The 17,462-nt window shown below is 69.4% G+C and carries 12 protein-coding genes and 1 pseudogene; 9 read left to right on the top strand and 4 right to left on the bottom strand.

Annotated features, from left to right (window positions below; all coding sequences use genetic code 11):
• The first annotated feature begins 26 nt into the window (after window positions 1-26).
• Window positions 27-1,373 carry a DUF1552 domain-containing protein gene (locus F4Y45_15175; protein ID MXY25845.1) on the top strand — a complete coding sequence of 449 codons (1,347 nt, stop codon included), beginning with the start codon at window positions 27-29 and terminating at the stop codon, window positions 1,371-1,373.
• Window positions 1,374-1,516: 143 nt separating this feature from the next.
• Complete coding sequence (locus F4Y45_15170) at window positions 1,517-1,957, top strand: hypothetical protein (protein MXY25844.1); 441 nt, start codon at window positions 1,517-1,519, stop codon at window positions 1,955-1,957.
• 91 nt (window positions 1,958-2,048) lie between these two features.
• Here the strand turns inward: F4Y45_15170 and F4Y45_15165 are convergent, their stop codons facing one another.
• The 3 genes and pseudogenes from F4Y45_15165 to F4Y45_15155 form a co-directional block, all read right to left on the bottom strand.
• Window positions 2,049-2,930, bottom strand: a complete 882-nt coding sequence (locus F4Y45_15165; protein MXY25843.1) for a hypothetical protein — start codon at window positions 2,928-2,930, stop codon at window positions 2,049-2,051.
• A gap of 96 nt (window positions 2,931-3,026) precedes the next feature.
• Window positions 3,027-3,206 (bottom strand): annotated as a pseudogene (locus F4Y45_15160) (AAA family ATPase).
• Between the two features lie 59 nt (window positions 3,207-3,265).
• On the bottom strand, window positions 3,266-3,922 hold the full coding sequence (locus tag F4Y45_15155; protein ID MXY25842.1) for a hydroxyacylglutathione hydrolase: 657 nt from the start codon (window positions 3,920-3,922) through the stop codon (window positions 3,266-3,268).
• Window positions 3,923-3,988: 66 nt separating this feature from the next.
• Between F4Y45_15155 and F4Y45_15150 the strand changes: the two genes are divergently transcribed.
• The 6 genes from F4Y45_15150 to F4Y45_15125 are packed head-to-tail and all read left to right on the top strand — an operon-like array spanning window position 3,989 to window position 13,846.
• Entirely contained in the window at window positions 3,989-5,131 is a 1,143-nt protein-coding gene (locus F4Y45_15150; GenBank protein ID MXY25841.1) for a hypothetical protein, read from the top strand.
• Window positions 4,669-7,599, top strand: a complete 2,931-nt coding sequence (locus tag F4Y45_15145; GenBank protein MXY25840.1) for a DUF1592 domain-containing protein — start codon at window positions 4,669-4,671, stop codon at window positions 7,597-7,599. The genes F4Y45_15150 and F4Y45_15145 overlap by 463 nt, the downstream gene beginning before the upstream one ends.
• Before the next feature lie 39 nt (window positions 7,600-7,638).
• Window positions 7,639-9,012: a DUF1552 domain-containing protein gene (locus tag F4Y45_15140; protein MXY25839.1), complete on the top strand. Its 1,374-nt coding sequence runs from the start codon at window positions 7,639-7,641 to the stop codon at window positions 9,010-9,012.
• Between the two features lie 2 nt (window positions 9,013-9,014).
• The gene (locus F4Y45_15135) at window positions 9,015-10,652 is read left to right on the top strand and encodes a hypothetical protein (GenBank protein MXY25838.1); all 1,638 of its coding nucleotides are present in this window, start codon (window positions 9,015-9,017) and stop codon (window positions 10,650-10,652) included.
• Window positions 10,601-11,689, top strand: coding sequence for a DUF481 domain-containing protein (locus tag F4Y45_15130; protein ID MXY25837.1), 1,089 nt, complete (start codon window positions 10,601-10,603; stop codon window positions 11,687-11,689). Before F4Y45_15135 ends, F4Y45_15130 begins: the two co-directional genes overlap by 52 nt.
• 15 nt (window positions 11,690-11,704) lie before the next feature.
• Window positions 11,705-13,846, top strand: coding sequence for a tannase/feruloyl esterase family alpha/beta hydrolase (locus tag F4Y45_15125; protein MXY25836.1), 2,142 nt, complete (start codon window positions 11,705-11,707; stop codon window positions 13,844-13,846).
• Here the strand turns inward: F4Y45_15125 and F4Y45_15120 are convergent.
• Window positions 13,825-14,307, bottom strand: coding sequence for a hypothetical protein (locus tag F4Y45_15120; GenBank protein MXY25835.1), 483 nt, complete (start codon window positions 14,305-14,307; stop codon window positions 13,825-13,827). The two genes, F4Y45_15125 and F4Y45_15120, sit on opposite strands and share 22 nt — an antisense overlap.
• Window positions 14,308-14,362: 55 nt before the next feature.
• On the opposite strand from F4Y45_15120, the gene F4Y45_15115 reads away from it, so the two are divergent.
• Window positions 14,363-17,434, top strand: coding sequence for a hypothetical protein (locus tag F4Y45_15115; protein ID MXY25834.1), 3,072 nt, complete (start codon window positions 14,363-14,365; stop codon window positions 17,432-17,434).
• Window positions 17,435-17,462 lie beyond the last annotated feature (28 nt).

The raw sequence follows: 17,462 nt of genomic DNA, 5'->3' as shown, positions 1-17,462 counted from the left end.
GGGATCGAGAGCGAGGAGCCAGAACGATGTTCATCACGAAGACGCACCTGCCACGACGCACCGTGCTGCGCGGACTCGGCGCGACGATCGCGCTGCCCCTGCTCGACGGGATGGTCCCGGCGCTCACCGCGCTGCAGCGCACCGCGGCCGCGCCGATCCGCCGCTTCGGCGTCTTCTACGTGCCGAACGGCATGTCGATGCCGTACTGGTTCCCCAAGACGGAGGGACCGATCGACGAGTTGCCGCCGACCCTCTCCTCGCTGCAGCCGTTCAAGGACCGCGTCCTGCTGTGCGGCGGGCTCGACGACGAAGCCGCCAACCTGGTGAAGGGCGGCGGCGACCACGCCCGCTCCGCCGGCACCTTCCTCACCTGCGTACCGTTCAAGATCACGAGCGGGGCCGACGTCTTCGCCGCCGTTTCGATGGATCAGCTCGCCGCGCGCGAGCTGTCGAAGGAAACCCAGATCGCCTCGCTGGAGCTCGGCATCGAGTCGAACGCCATGGTCGGCAACTGCGACGGGGGCGCGAGCTGCGCCTACACCAACACCATCGCGTGGCGGACGCCGACGACGCCGCTGCCGATCGAGAACGATCCGCGCGCAGTCTTCGAGCGGCTGTTCGGGACGAGCGGCAGCACCGACCCCGCCGCCCGGATGGAGCGCCTGCGGCGCGACCGGAGCATCCTGGACGCGGTCGGAAGCGAGCTGAAGGATCTGGAGCGCGTCATCGGCCCGGGCGACCGGGTCAAGCTGGACGAGTACACCGACGCCCTGCGCGACGTCGAGCGCCGTATCCAGATGGCGGAGGATCAGAGCGCGCGGGAGCTACCGGTCGTGGATCAGCCGGTCGGCGTCCCGAACGACTATGCCGAGCATGCGCGGTTGATGATGGACCTGCTCGCCCTCGCCTATCAGACCGACCTGACGCGCATCTCGACGTTCATGCTCGCCCGCGAGGTGAGCGGCCGCGCCTATCCGGAGATCGGCGTCCCCGACTCGCACCACCCGCTGTCACACCATCAGGACGAGCCGGCCAAACTGGAGCGGCTCCACAAGATCAACCAGCACCAGTTCGCGCAGTTCGCCTACCTCGTGGAGAAGATGGCCAACCTGCAGGAGGGCGACGGCTCGATGCTCGACTCGACCCTCTTCCTCTACGGCACCGGCATCAGCGACAGCAACACGCACTTCCACGATGATCTGCCGATCGCGCTCGTCGGCGGCAAGGCGGCCGGCATCCACGGCGGGCGCTACATCCGCTACGCCGACGACACGCCGCTCGCCAACCTGCACATGACGATCCTCGAGATGCTGGGCGTCCCGCAGGAGACGTTTGGCGACGGTACCGGCAACCTGCCGCGCCTCACCGTCTAGAACCCATGGCGCGCCGGCGTACGCGGTGCCCTGGCCGGTGCGCCGGCAGGTGCGTCGGCGGGTCCGCCGGCCTCCAGGCCGGCATCAAGAGGTCCGCCGGCCTCCAGGCCGGCATCAAGAGGTCCGCCGGCGTCCACGCCGGCATGAGCGCGGCCGCACTACTCCTGGCGCTACTGGCTGCCACCACCCTGCACGCCCAGAACCCCTACCCCGAGTACACCGCCGACCATCTGGCCGGCACGATGGAGACGGTCGGCCCCAACTTCGATGCCGGCGTCCGCGCCCTCGACGCGGCCGACTACGCCGCCGCCAAGGAGCGCTTCGTCCGCGCGCGAGAACAGCTCGCGACGACCATCACGTTCTGGCGGCAGCGCGACCGCGAGGACGCCATGCAGTGGGTCCGCGACGCCGTCACGAAGCTGGACAGCCTCGACACCGCCCTCTCGCAGGAATCCGTCGACGGCACTGCCGCCGCTCGCCAGGCCCGGGAGATTGAAACGACCTGCAACGCCTGTCACGCCACGTACCGCGAGCAGGATCCCGCTACCGGGGAGTACCGCCTGAAGCCGGGCGCCGCCGGCTGATGGCCGCTCGCGGCACCCGACCGTACGAGTCCGGAGCGACCTCTGCGATCCCGACGACCGCCCCGTCAGCCGAAGCTGACCGGTCGCGCGGTCAGGGCCGCCGCTGAGCCCCAATCACGCGGGCGCCCGTGATGAACCGCCGGTAGTTCGAGATCTCATGAGTGATGAACTGCCGGGTGACGCCGGCGTTCCGCCAGACCGTCATCGACTCCATCGACGAGGGCAGCAACAGCGTTTCGTCCGGGTCGGAGAACGCCACCCGGCGGTAGCGGACCGTGCTGGTGGAGCTCTCGATGATCATCGTCGCCGGCCCGCCCCGGCGACGCTGCTCGCGCGGCACGCGAAACTCGAACATGCCGCTCAGGCGCTCGTCCACGCGCAGCACGTCTCCGCTTTCCGCGTCGGCCCAGACCCTTCCGCGAGTGTGCCCAGGCAGATCGACGCTGACGCAGTTGCCTTCCCACTCGATGGTTGGGTCTTCGTGGCGCCGCAGCCGATACTCGATGACGTCCGTTTCCCGGCCAGCTTCGCGATCGCGCCCGAACCAGTCGAACACGAAGTCGTTGCGCCTCGCGGGGAGGAAGATGGCGAGGGGTTCTTCCGAGAACGGCTCAGGGTCGGCGCACTCGGGCTCGTCCTCCGGCTCCGCCGGCCGGCCATTGGCTTCCAGAAGTCGTCGCCTCACGACCGGCTCGGGCGACGCAGTGTCCACCCCCTCCGCCCACTCGACTCGCATCTCGTACAGGAGGCTTCTCGGAAAACCGGTGTCGCGAAAGCCCCGCGCCATCGACCGCACGCGAACTCGAACGTCCGCCAGCACGTGCAGCGCCCGCGAATAGAAGTGTTCGACGGAGGCCTGGATGCGTTGCACAATCGCCTCTACGTCGGGGTCGCCGGCACTCTGCGCGGCGACCGGTGCTGCGCCGACCAGGTGGGCTCCCAGAACGAGCACCCACAGGATTCGCCAGCGCATCCCGAGACAATAGCCACGGCGTCGACATCTCGCAACATCGCGCGCCTCCTCGACGGCAAGGGCGCCGAGCAAGAGGAGGTTGCCTGCTGAGGAGACTCACGGCGTTTCCCATAGGCGGCGAATCGGCACCGCGTACAGGCGATCACCGAAGCTGGCGCTCACTTCGCCATCGTAGAGGACCACGCCCTGCGCGAAGCGGTCGCCCGCGGCGGCCACCAGCTTGCGCAGTCCGCGAAAATCTGCTGGCGTCACCGTTGCGGCCGCCTTGACGTTCAGGCTCGGCAGATTGAAAGGTTTAGGGCCGGCTGATCGAAAGGTTCTTCGTCCCCTTGAACTTACTTCAGCCCGAGCTGGGCCTTGTACTGCGGCCAGTCCTGCTTGAGCGCCCGAAAGGCGTCGAAGTCCCGGCAGCGCAGGAAGGGGTTGGTCTCCTTCTCCAGGGCGAGCGTGGAGCTGGGCCGGACGCCGTAGTCGTGGCCGGGCCAGATGGTCGCCTCGTCGGGATAGTGTTCCAGCACGCGACGGAGGCTGTCCCACTCGGCCGCCGCGTCGGCAGCGGTCTTCGTGCCCCCCACCTTGCCGACGAAGATCAGGTCTCCCGTGAAGAGCAGGCGGCGCGTCGGCTCGTACAGGGTCAGGTGGTCGGCGCAATGACCGGGCACGTGAAGGCATTCGAGGACGAACGAGCCGACAGGCAGGCTGGCGCCGTCCGGGAGCGGGACGGACGGGCCAATCGGGCAGTCGGGGTGCGCGGCGACGGCCGGTGCGCCGGTCAGGCGCAGCGCCTCCGCGTTGCCGCCGGTGTGGTCCGGATGGCCGTGCGTGTTGACGATGTGCGTCACCGCGAGGCCCTGCGCCGCCGCACGCTCCGCCAGCGCGGTTGGCTCCGGGGACGGGTCGATGAGAACCGCCGCGCCGGCGTCCCGGTCGCCGAGCAGGTAGCCGAAGTTCCGGTCGCCCCCGGTCCGGACCTGTTCAAAAATGAGCGTCATGAAGGTATATTTTAGGGTCCGCGCCGCAAGGGTGGAGCGCGGGAGAGGTTTCAGGGAGAGGTAACCATGCGGAAGTCGCTGCTTGTAAGTGGACTGGTGATGGGCCTGGTGATCGCGTCCGGCCTCCTCGGCCGTCCGGCGATGCTTCAGGACGTGTTCGTGCTGCAGTTGCCGCTCGGACCGAGCCCGTACGACGTGGTCGAGGGCTGGCTGAAGCCGTTCGCGCCGGCCGGACACGCGTTCGGGTCGCATACCGGCGTTTTCGCGGAATCGCCGGACCGAATCTTCATCGTGCAGCGGGGCGAGATCCGCCTGCCCGATCCGGTGCCGCCCGGTTTCGCCGGCTTCGTCGGATCGATCGGCATGAACGCGCTCGAAGCGGGCGATGACCGCGTCTGGCGCAACTCCATCTTCGTCGTCGACGGCGACGGCAACATGATCGAGTCGTGGACGCAGTGGGACGAGATGTGGGAGGGCGGCGCCGGCCCCCACAAGGTGAAGATCAACCCGTTCGATCCCGACCGGAAGGTCTGGGTGGTGGACGAGACCAACCACCAGGTGCACGCGTTCACGAACGATGGCTCCGAGCTGGTCATGACGATCGGCGAGGAAGGGGCGGGTGACGGCGAGAACAACTTCAACCGGCCCCAGGACATCGCGTTCCTCGAGGACGGCTCGATCTTCGTCGCCGACTCCGACAACTCGCGCGTCGTGAAGTTCGACGCCGAGGGGAACTTCGTCACCACGTGGGGGACGATGGGCATCGAGCGCGGCCAGTTCGACGCCGTGCACGCGGTGGCGACGGACAGCATCGGCCGCATCTATGTCGCGGACCGGAACAACGACCGGATCCAGGTGTTCAACGAGACGACGCGCTCCGTCTGGTATCACCCGAACATCTCGCCCGTCGCGGCCTGGCCGGGCTTCGAGTTCCCGAACGACATCTATGCGAGCGGCTACGAGGTCTGGATCGCCGACAACCAGGAAACGCAGTTGATCAAGCTGGACTGGAACGGCAACCCGCAGTTCGCCTTCGATCTCGGCGGCGAGGGGCAGGGGCTGTTCCGCGAGCTGCACCAGTTCTCGGTCGACGCGGACCGGAACTTCTACGCGGTCGACAACATCCAGGGCCTCACGCAGAAGTTCGTCCCGAAGGAAGGCGCGAGCTTCACCGAACTGATGGGGCGCCCCGACCCCGCGCTCCGGTAGGCGTTCCGGCAGAAGCCGTGCCCCGACCTGCGGTCTGGCCAGTCGTCGCCGCGCTCCTGATCGCCACGCCGGCCACCGCCGCGGAGGCGACGGCCGCGCAGGCGCCGTCCGGACAGGCGCCGGCCAGCGCCCAAGCGCCGGCCGACGCACTACCGTCGGGGGCGGAAGTGGACGGGCGCGCCTTGTTGCGGCAGTACTGCGCCGCCTGCCATAACGACCAGGCCCGCACCGGGGGCCTGACCCTCGAGGGGGTCGATCCGGAGCATCCGGAGCTCGACCCCGCCACGTTCGAGCAGGTAATCCTCAAGCTGCGGACCGGCATGATGCCGCCCGAGGGCCGCCCGCGCCCGGAGACGCCCGTCCTCGCCGCGTTCATCGATCAGCTCGAGACACGCCTGGACCGTGCCGCGGCGGCGGCGCCCAACCCGGGGCGGCCCATCCTCCACCGGCTGAACCGGACCGAGTACGCCAACGCGGTCCGCGACCTGTTCGGGCTGGAGATCGACGCGACGTCGCTCCTGCCGCCCGACGACATGAGCCAGGGCTACGACAACATGTCCGACGTCCTGACCGTCTCGCCGACGCTGCTCGAGAGCTATCTGACCGCCGCCGGCCGGATCGCCCGGATGACGGTGGGCGACCCGGACGCCACGCCGTCGGTCGACACCTACGTCGTCCCACAGGCGTTCTCGCAGATGCGGCACGTCCCCGGCACGCCGTTCGGCACCCGCGGCGGCGTCGCCGTCACCCACAACTTCCCCGCCGACGGCGAGTACGTCTTCCGGCTGTCGTTCTACTTCGCCAGCATCGGCGCGTTCTTCGGCGACAACATCCCGGCCGAAGGAGAACAGATTGAGATCGCGGTGAACGGCGAGCGGGTGGCCCTGCTGGACCTCGACCGCAAGCTGCGGACGACCGACGTGCTCCGGACCGAGCCGATCCCGATCCGCGCCGGCCCGCAGCAGATCTCCGCCGCGTTCATTCAGCGCGCCGCCGGCCCCGTGCAGGACTTCGTGATGCCGTTCGATCAGGCCCTGGCCGACCTGTCGACCGGGCATTTCCCCGGGCTGACGGGGCTGCCGCACCTCCGGAACCTGGGCATCGACGGGCCGTACGACGTGACCGGGGTCAGCGAGACGCCGATCCGCCTGCGGCTTCTGACGTGCCGGCCGCGCGCCGGCGCGCCCGACGAGGAAACGGCGTGCGCGGACGAGATCCTCTCGCGCGTGGCCCGCCGCGCCTTCCGCCGACCGCTCACCGACGGCGATCGCACGCGCCTGCTGCGCTTCTACGACGAGGGACGCGCCGCCGGCGACCACGAGGCGGGCCTCCGGATGGGGCTGCAGGCGATTCTCGCCGACCCCGAGTTCCTGTTCCGTTTCGAGCGGACCCCGCCGGGAGTCGCGCCGGGCGAGAACCACCGGCTGACCGACCTGGAACTGGCGGCGCGACTGTCGTTCTTCCTCTGGAGCAGCCTTCCGGACGAAGCGCTGATCGACGTGGCGGCGGACGGACGGCTGTCGGACCGCGACGTGCTCGAGGCGCAGGTGGAGCGGATGCTGGCCGACCCGCGCGCCGAATCGCTCTCGACCAACTTCGCGTCGCACTGGCTGCGGCTGCAGAACCTGCAGGACGTGCATCCGGACGTCTTCCTCTATCCGGACTGGGACCTGAACCTGAGCGCGTCGATGCGGCGCGAGACGGAGATGCTGTTCGACAGCATCGTCCGCGAGAACCGCGGCGTGACGGACCTGATCGGCGCCGACTACACCTTCGTCGATCAGCGCCTGGCCGAGCACTACGGCGTGCCGAACGTCATCGGTAACCGGTTCCGCCGCGTCCCGGTGACCGACGACGCGCGCCGCGGCCTCCTCGGCCATGCCAGCATCCTGAGCCTCACGTCGCTCGCCAACCGGACGTCACCGGTAATCCGGGGCGCCTGGGTACTCGACGTGCTGCTGGGCGCGCCGCCGCCCCGCCCCCCGGCGGACATCCCGCCGCTCGACGAGAACGAGCACGGCGAAGAGCCCGCGACGATGCGCGAGCGGCTCGCCGCGCACCGGGCCAGCCCCGCCTGCGCGTCGTGCCATCGCATCATGGACCCGGTCGGCTTCGCCCTCGAGAACTTCGACCCGACCGGCGCATGGCGGACGCGCGACGGCGGTGAGCCGATCAATCCGAGCGACGTGCTGTTCGACGGCACCGCGGTCGCCGGTCCGGCCGACATCCGCCGCTTTATCGAGCGCCATGAAGAGAGCTTCGTCACCAACTTCACGCGCAACCTGCTGATGTTCGCGCTCGGGCGGATCCTGGAACCGACCGACATGCCGGCGGTCCGGGAGGTGGTTCGGCAGGCGGCGGCGGACGAGCACCGGTTCTCGACGTTCGTCATGGAGATCGTCACCAGCCCGCCCTTCACGATGCGGCGCGTGGACGCGGAAGTTGCCGGGGCGGCGATTCAGCCGTAGGATGCACTGATCCGAGCGTCCTGGGAGGGAGATCGCGGCATGTACATCACCGGTAATCACCTGTCGCGCCGCACCGTGCTGCGGGGAATGGGCGTATCGCTCGCCCTGCCGTTCCTCGACGCGATGGCCCCGGCGATGGCGGCCACGCGCCGCACCGCCGCCGCGCCCCGCACCCGGTTCGCCGCCATCGAGATGGTGCACGGCAGCGCGGGCAGCACCGGCGACGGCACGCGCCTCCACTACTGGTCGCCCAAGACGGTCGGCAAGGACTTCGAGATGACGCCGATCCTCCGGTCGCTAGAGCCGCACCGCGACTACCTGACCGTCGTCAGCCACACAGACATCGCCCCGGCGACGGCGCAGACCGAAGCCGAGGCGGGGGCGGACCACACGCGGTCGTCGGCCGCCTTCCTCACGTGCGCGCACGCGAAGATGACCGAGGGGGCGGACATCTACAACGCCACGTCGGCGGATCAGATCTACGCGCAGGCTTTCGGCCAAGAGACGCCGCTGCCGTCGCTTCAGCTCTGCATCGAGGACGTCGGCTCCCTGACCGGGGCCTGCGGCTACGGCTACAGTTGCGTCTACGCCAACACGATTTCGTGGTCGTCGCCGACCACCCCGCTCCCGATGGAGCGCGACCCGCGCGTCGCCTTCGAACGGCTGTTCGGCGACGGGGCGACGCCGGAGCAACGCGAGGCGCGGCGCCGCGCGAACGCCTCCATCCTCGACTCCATCCTGGACAAGATCGACGACCTCGAGATGGGCCTCGGGGCCACCGACCGGGCTCGCCTGGACGACTATCTCGAAGACGTCCGCGAGATCGAACGCCGCATTCAGCGCGTGGAAGCGACCAACGCGTCCGCCGTCGTGCGCGAGCTGCCGGCCTCGCCGATCGGCGTGCCCGACAGTTGGACCGACCACGTCAACCTGATGTTCGACCTGCAGGTGCTCGCGTTCATGACGGACACGACGCGGGTCGCCGCGTTCAAGATGGGGCGCGACGTCAGCTCGCGCGTCTTCACCGAGGCGGGCATCGAGACCCCGTTCCATTCGCTGTCGCACCACGGCAACCGGCCCGACCGGCTGGCGGAGTTCGCGAAGCTGAACGCGTTCCACGTCGACCAGGTGGCGCATTTCATTCAGCGGCTGAAGGAAACGCCCGACGGCGACGGCAACCTGCTCGACCAGTCGCTGGTCCTCTACGGCAGCCCGATGGGAGACGGCAGCGTCCACAACCACCTGCGGGTGCCGCTGTTCCTCGCTGGCCACGCGAACGGCCAGTTCAAGGGGAATCACCACCTGCTCTGCGCCGACGGCACCCCGATGGCAAACGCGCTGCTGACGGTGCTCCGCCGGCTGGGAGTCGACGCCGACAGCATCGGCGACAGCACCGGCGAGCTGGACCTCTAGCGATGAGATCACTGGTGCGCCGGCGTCCACGGCATCCGGGCCGGTGCGCCGGCGTCTACGGCCGCTGCGCCGGCGTCCACGCCGGCATTCTTCTCGCCGCCCTCTTCCTGCTCGCAACCACCGCCTCGCCGGCCGCCGCGTCCGACTCCCCCCTCGCCGACGCCGCCCGGGACGGCGACGTCGAGCGCGTCCGCACTCTGATCGCCGAACGCGCCCGACTCAACGCCCCGCAGGGAGACGGCATGACCGCGCTCCACTGGGCGGCGTTCAACGACGACCACGAGATCGCCGAGCTGCTGCTCGGCGCCGACGCCAACGTGATGGCCCGAACCCGCGTCGGCGCGATCACGCCGCTCTGGCTGGCCGCCAGCAACGGCAGTGCGGCGATGCTCGACCGGCTGCTCACGACCGAAGCAGATGTCAACATCCCGACCGCCACCGGCGCGACCCCGCTGATGGCGGCCGCCATGGCGGGCAGCGTCGAGGCAATCGACCTCCTCGCCGAACGCGGCGCCTGGGTCAACGCGCGCGAGAACGAGAACGGCCAGACCGCGCTGATGTTCGCGGCGTGGGAAGACCGCGCGGACGCGATCCGCGCCCTCGTCCGGCACGGCGCGCTGACCGGGTTGATGTCGTTCGTCGTTTCGATGATCGAGGACCGCCTGGACGAGTACGGCAATCCGATTCCCAATCGGCGTCGCCGCGTCCCGGGGGGCAGCTCGGTGATGGGCGGGCTGACGCCGTTGCTCTTCGCGGCGCGCGAGGGCCATCTCGACGCGGTCCGCGCGCTGGTCGAATCGGGCGCCGACGTGGACCGCGTCAGCGGCGGCGACGGCAGCAGCCCGATGGTGATCGCCATCGGCAACGGTCACTACGACGTCGCCCAGTACCTGCTCGATCGCGGCGCCGACACGAACCTGGTCAACCTCGACGGCCTGGGGCCGCTCTACGCGACCGTCAACATGCGGCACGCGCCGATCTCGTGGGCGCCGAATCCGCCGACGGATCAGGAAGGGGTGGACTCGCTCGACCTGATGCGCAACCTGCTCGCGGCGGGCGCCGACCCGAACGCCCGGCTCCTCCGCAAGCTCTGGTTCAGCCCGACGTCGCACGACCGCGGCTGGGTGGACTTCGCCGGATCGACCCCCTTCTGGCGGGCCGCGCACTCGACCGACGTCGAAGCGATGCGCATTCTCGTCGAGGCGGGGGCCGATCCCAACCTGGCGACCGACGCCGGCGCGACGCCCCTGATGGTGGCGGCGGGCGTCGGCTGGGTGGGCAACTTCACGCAGAACGCGCCCGACTCGTTCATGGAGGCGATCCGCTACTGCCTCGAGCTGGGGAACGACGTCAACGCGACCGACAGCCGCGGCTACACGGCCCTGCACGGCGCGGCCGGCCGCGGCGACTCGGAAATGGCCCGCTACCTCGTCGAGCAGGGCGCGCGCATCGACGCGTTGACGCGCGACGGCAACTCGCCCGCCGACATGGCGTTCGGGCCGTCGCGCTTCTTCATCCCGAAACCGGAGACCGCCGACCTCCTGGTCGCGCTCGGCTCCCCCTTCCAGAACAACTGCCGTTCGGATCAGTGCGTCGACGGGAAGTTCTTCGGCGGCGCGGGCGACGTCCCCGCCCGATAGGCGCGACCGGGCGGCACCTGGAGGTCCCCGAACTGCGCGGCAGCGGCGTCGGCCGTGCGACCACGGCTGACTGGGTACGGCGCGCCGCGCTCCTCGCGATGGTGCTGTGGCCGGCGCAACTGGCCGCCCAGACCCCCGGCGCCGATACGGACGACGACGATAACCCCGGCTGGGACAACGCCACCGAATTGAGCGTGGTCCGGACCGGCGGCAACGCCGAGACCCAGACCCTCGGCTTCTCGAACACCCTGCGGGTCCGCGGAGCGGCCCACCGCCTGCGGCTGCGCTTCGATGGCGTCCGCTCGCGCACCGGCGACGAGCGCTACCTCACGCTCCCGCCCGGCGTCCGCTTCCCGCTAGGGGGAACGCCCGAGAACTTCGAGACGGTGGTGGTCCGTCCGCCCCTCGATCCGGATGTCGAGCAGTACTTCCTGGAGGGCCGCTACGACCGCGAGCTCGGCGAGCGCTTCCTCTGGCACGCCGGGGCGAGCTGGGACCGCAACCGGGACGCCGGCATCCGCAACCGAAACATGATCTTCGCCGGCGTCGGCAACACCTGGGCCGATCGGGAATCGCTTGCCCTGTCCACCGCCTACGGGTTCAGCTACACGACCCGCGAGGAGGAGGAGACGGACGGCTTCAAGGCGAACCGGTTCGCCGGCCTCCGCATCAACGGCGACTACCGGCAGCAACTCGGAACGATCACGACGCTCGACGGCGCCCTGACGATGAACGTCAACATGACGGATCGCTCCGACTACTCGCTCAACACGGCCAGCGGCGCTTCCGTCGCGATGACGGATCACCTTTCGCTCCGCGTCAGCCTGCAGTGGCTCTACGAGCACCAGCCGGCCCTGGAGGAGGCCGCGATCGTCGCGCGCATCGCGCTGCGCGATCCGGACGGCATACCGTCCAGCGGCGACGAACTGTTCGAGACCGTCGTCAACGGCGGCCTTACCGTGGATCTGGGCACAGGCCGACTCCGCAAGGACGGGCTGGATACGATACTGAGGACCGCGCTCGTGATCAGTTTCTGACGGACGGAGGATGCCATGTGCGGAAACCACCGGCTGACGGCCCGGCTCGGCGTCGCGTCAACCGCGTTCGTTCTGTCGGGGCTGCTGGCTGCCGCGACCGGCGCGGCACCGACAACGGCTCAGACGGCGGCGCCCACGCCGGACGAGCGGGCCGGCTGCGAGGCGCTGCAGCAGATTCGAAACCTGACGATCACGCACGCCGGCGTGACGGAGACGGGCGCCGGCGAGCCCTATTGCTACGTGCGGGGCATCCTGCCTCCCGCCATCCACTTCCACGCGCAGTTACCGCTGCCGCGCAACTGGAACGGCCGTTTCTTGAAGTGGGGGGACGGCGGCAAGGACGGCGACCTCGACTTCGCCGACCACCGGGTGGCCGAAGGCTACGCCGTCGCCAACAGCAACACCGGCCACGACAACGGCGCGGAGCCCGGCTCGTCGTTCGCCTGGAACAACCGGCAGGCCGAGATCGACTTCGGCTATCGGGCCGTCCACCTGACCGCCATGGCGGGCAAGACGCTCGTGCGCGCCTACTACGACGCCGAGCCGGAGTACTCGTACTTCGAGGGCTGCTCCACCGGCGGGCGGCAGGGGTTGATGGAGGCGCAGCGCTACCCCGGCGACTTCGACGGGATCGTGGCGGGCGCGCCGGCGAACCACTACCAGGACATGAACGCGGTGCGGGTCTGGCTGCTGCAGCGGATGTTCCGCGACGACTTCGCCGGCGCGCTCGGCTTCGACACCGACGGCGACGGCCGGTTCGACAGCGTCCGGAAGGTGGAGATCCTGGCCGACGCGGTGCTGTCCGCGTGCGACCGCAACGACGGCGTCGCCGACGGCGTGATCGACGATCCGCTCGGCTGCGACTTCGATCCGGACCGCGACCTCGCGCCGCACCGGTGCATCGACGACATCGACGGCGACGAGTGCTTTACGCGCGCGCAGATGCAGACGGTCCGCGACTTTCATGCCGGGCCGCGCGACCGCCACGGCGAACCGATCTACGCGGGCAAGCCTCTCGGCTCGGAACTCCAGTGGCCGCGGCTGTTCATTCCGTATCCGGTGAACAACTTTGCGCCGGGGGCGGTGGGTCTCGGCGGCGACCACCTCAACTACCTCTTCTACGACGAGGACCCCGGCGTCGCTCCGGCCGACATGGTCGATGTTTCCACGCCGCCGGACCGGAACGCGACGCCACCTGAATGGGCATGGTGGGAGTTCGATATCAACGACGTCACGGACGGGAAGGGCGACGTCATGAAGGCGATCACGGACGCCGTGGATCCCGACCTGACGCGCTTTCTGCGGCAGGAGGACGGGAAGCTAATCCTCTACCACGGGTGGGCCGACGCGCTGGTGGTGCCGCAGCCCACCGTCACGTACTACGAGGAGATGGTCGAGACCACCTTCGGGGGCGACCTGGCGGCGGCCCAGGAGCGGGCGCGGCTGTTCATGGCGCCCGGCATGGGCCATTGCCGGGGCGGACGGGGTCCGGATACATGGGACCGCCTGGCGCCGCTCGTCGCCTGGGTCGAACGCGGCGAGGCGCCCGACGCGCTCATCGCCACGCACGCGACGGACGGCGTTGTCGACAACGAGCGGCCCCTCTGCCCCTGGCCGGCGCGGGCCGTCTATACTGGACCGGCCGGCGGGGCGGACGACCCCGCGAACTGGACCGCGGCGAGCTTCACCTGCCGGCAGCCTATCAGGTACATTGGTCGCGTGCCCTCGCCAGAGTCTTCCCATCGAGAGTTTCCGTCGGCTTTCCAGCCTCTTCCAAAGATCAGCCCCGACATGCCTCGGTGGGGCGAGCGTTTTGCTCGGGAGATGCCGTCGCTGGAGCCACCTTTCTACGGCGTGAATCTGGTGGATGTGCGCCGGGAGCACTACGACGCGATCTTCCGGAATATCGAACTGCAGGTGCAGGGCGCCGCCCAGCTCTTGGGTGGCCGACTGCACTTCTACTCCGTGACGGACTACGGAGAGATTCGGCGCGTGATCTTCATCATCTACTTTGAGACCTTCCCCGACTCACTGGCAGGACTAGTCCCCGATCAGGACAACGACGTGACCGGGTTTCCCGACATCTGGTCGGGGTCCGAACTCTGGTCGGAACAAAGGCAGGCGGGCCGCGTGGATTACTCCGCCGCCGGGACGTAGGCGGGCGCGGGGCCGGCGAACTGCACCGCCTCGTTGCCGGACGGCGCGCTGCCGAACATGCGGGCCGGGCGCTCGACCACTTCGGGAGGCGCGCTGCTGGTCAGGACCAGCCAGTTGGTGACGGCGCCCGGCTCGATGAGCCCCATCCGCAGTTCCTCGACGCTGTCCACCTGGTCGAGGAACGCGCTCTCCTCGAGGCTGCGCCACTCCACGCGCACCTGCGTGTCGCCCTTGTTGGTGAGCCGATAACGGTACTCGTAGCCGTCCGCCGTCGCCTCGACCTCGGACTCGAAGACGACATTGACGTAGTACCAGAGCTCGTACTCGACGTCGAACGCACGGGTCCCGCGCGTGGTGACGAGCGGCTCCCACGTGTCGGTCTGGATCGCGCCGGCGGTCGGCGCGGCAACGACCAACACCAGAGCCAGGGCCGCGGCGCGCGCCGCCCAGGGGAGTGCCATCGAACGTATTGTAGCGCCGCCCGAAACGGCGGTTGCCGTATGATTAGTGGCTTCCATGAAGGACGGAGAAGGGCGGCGGTCGTGCGCGCCGCGATACCTGCGGCGGCTCGCGACGGTAGCGTGCGTATGGCTGGTCGTCTGCGCCGGCGCGCCGGCCGGGGCGCAGACACCGGGCCCCGTCGCCATCGCCCCCTTCGCGAACGTCAGTCAGGAGCCGGCGGACGACTGGATCAGCGACGGCATCACGGAAGCACTCGCTACCGATCTCTGGGGACTGGGCGTTACGGTGGCCGACGATGCCGCGTTGCGGAACGCGCTCGACCCGGCCGCGTCGCCCCCCCCGCCCGAGGACGCGGCGGTGGCCGCCAGCCGGGTTCTCGGCGCGCGGTGGCTGGTCCTGGGGGGCTACCAGTTGCTCGGCGGCGAAATCCGCATCACGGCACGCCTGTTCGACGTCGCGGCGGGTATCGTGCACGGGACGGCGAAGATCGACGCGCCGCTGGACGACCTGTTCCAGGCCCAGGACGAGCTCGCCACGCGGATCGGGGAACTCTTGCCCGGCGGGGGGAACGTCGTCGCCGAACGGCGCGACGCCCCGAGAGCGCGCGGCGAGACGCCGGCGGAGCGCGGCAGCGCCCCGGTCGGTCGCGGCGGCGGCGCCATTCGATCTCGGCCGCCCGGCGCGCTGGGCGGCGGCGGCCGGCGCGCCACCGCGCCTCCGGCCGAAGGGGAAGGCTTCGCCGAACGGGACGGAAACGCCGTCACGGGGGTCCTGGAGCTGCCCGGGGCGCCCGGCAACCGCGGGACGGGGAGCGGCGATGGCGGGAACCAGGCCGGGCGCGACAGGCAGCGGACGGCGGGCCGAACGCGCTCCGGCGGCGGCCTCGGCGGCTTCGCGGCAGCCCCGAACGTCCAGCGGGCAGCCACCATCGGATTCGCCGCGCAGGCGCCCCAAATCGACGGCCGCCTGGACGATTCCGTCTGGGAGACGGCCACCCACATCACGGAATTCGTGCAGGTGGCGCCCATCGAAGGCGCGCCGGGCACGGAAGAGACCGAGGTGTGGATGGCGTATGACCGCGACAACCTCTACTTCGCCTTCTACGCCCACTACTCCGACCCGGGAATGATGCGCGCCAACCGGGCCGACCGCGACGAGATACGCGGCGACGACCGGATGGCCATCCTCTTCGATCCGTTCCTCGATCAGCAGCGCGCGTATCAGTTCGAGGTGAACGGCTACGGCGTGCAGAGCGATTCGCTCGTCAACGCGGACGGGAGCCGCGGCGCGTCGCGCAGCCGCAGCATGATGTCGCGTTCGTCGAGCCGCAGCGCGAGCGGCACCTCCCGCAGCAGCGGCGGGAGCGGGTTGAGCAACTCGGGCCAGTTCGGCATCCGGGGAGACGATTCGTGGAACGCGCTCTTCACGACCAGCGGCCGCGTGGTCGAGGACGGCTGGACGGCGGAGATGGCAATCCCGTTCAAGAGCCTCCGCTACCCCCAGCGCGCCGCCGCAGAGACCCACCGGTGGGGCTTTCAGATAACGCGTGTCATCCGGGGCAAGTCCGAGGCGCAGGCGTGGTCGCCGATCTCGCGCGGCGTCGCCGGGCAGCTCACGCAGTTCGGCATCCTGGACGGCCTGCGCGAGCTGTCGCGGAGCCGCAACCTGGAGATCCTGCCGGAACTGACCGGCGCCCAGTTGGGCTCGCTCGACACGAACACCGGCGCATTCAACGTCCCGGATCCGTTCGGCGACCTGGGCGTCAGCGTCAAGTACGGGCTCACCCCCAACCTGACCGCCGACTTCACCTACAACCCGGACTTCTCGCAGATCGAGTCGGATCAGCCGCAGATCGAAACGAACCAGCGCTTCGCCCTCTTCTATCCGGAGCAGCGTCCATTCTTCCTGGAAGGACAGGAGATCTTCCAGACCGCGACGACGCTCAACCTGATGCACACGCGCACCGTCGTCGATCCCCGCTTCGGCGGGAAGCTGACCGGCAAGGTGGGGAACACGACCCTCGGCGTGGTCGTCGCGGATGACGAAGCGGCGGGCCGGCTCGATGACGCCGGCGATCCGCGGTACGGCACGACGGCGCAGACGGTGGTGGGCCGGGCGCGTTACGACCTCTACCCGGAGTCGTATCTCGGCGCCATCATGACGTCGCGCCAGTTCGGCGACGACTACAACCGCGTCGGCGGGATCGACGGCCGGTTCCGCCTGGGCCGGACCCACCGGTTCAGTTTTCTCGCCGTCAACTCATCGACGCGCGATCGGGAATTCGGCGAGACGACGGCCCCCGCGTTCGAGGCGGACTTCATCCGGCAGGGCCGGAACTTCGGCTACAACGCTTCGTACAGCGACATCGACCCCGACTTCTGGACGCAGACCGGTTTCCTGCCGCGCGTGAACCTGCGGCAGGCGAGCACGACCGTGAGCTACCGCTGGTGGCCCGAGTCGACGCTCATCACGTGGGGGCCGTCCCTCACCTACCTCCGGCTGTTCGACCACTCGGGCGTCCTCCAGGACGAGCAGATCCAGACCACGACGAGCTTCTCGTTCCAGCGGAACATCTCGATCACGGCCAACGCCAACCGCGACCTCGAGCGTTTCGGCGAAGTCGACTTCCGGAAGACGGGATACGGCGCATTCGGCGTCATCAGCGCCCGCCTGCTCTCCGTGGTCGGCGGCTTCAACGTCGGTGACGGCATCTTCTACGACGAGACGAGCCCGTACCGCGGCCGCCTCACGTCAGCGAACTTCCTGATCTCCGGCCGCCCTACATCACGCTGGCGGGCGGAACTGACCGGCATCTACAACAAGTTCTTCAATCCGCTCGCGGGGACGGACGTCTACAACGTGCAGATCTACCGGTTCCGGAGCACGTACCAGTTCACGACGCGGATGCTGGTCCGGTACATCGCCGAGCACAACACGCTGGCCCGCACCCTCGGCAACAACGTTCTGTTCACCTATCGCATCAACGCCGGGACGGTCGCGTACCTGGGCTACGATGATCGCTACCGGCAGGGGCGGCTGATCGACGAGCTGCGGTTCCCGCACGATCGGTTCGAGCGAACCAACCGCGCGGTCTTCGGGAAGTTGTCGTACCTCTTCCGGTACTGACGCGCGCACAAACGCCGGGGAGCATTAA

The sequence above is a fragment of the Acidobacteriota bacterium genome (assembly GCA_009838525.1).
Lineage (GTDB): Bacteria > Acidobacteriota > Vicinamibacteria > Vicinamibacterales > UBA8438 > VXRJ01.
Note: the sequence above shows the minus strand (reverse complement) of the source record. Positions and strands in the feature narration are given on the sequence as shown.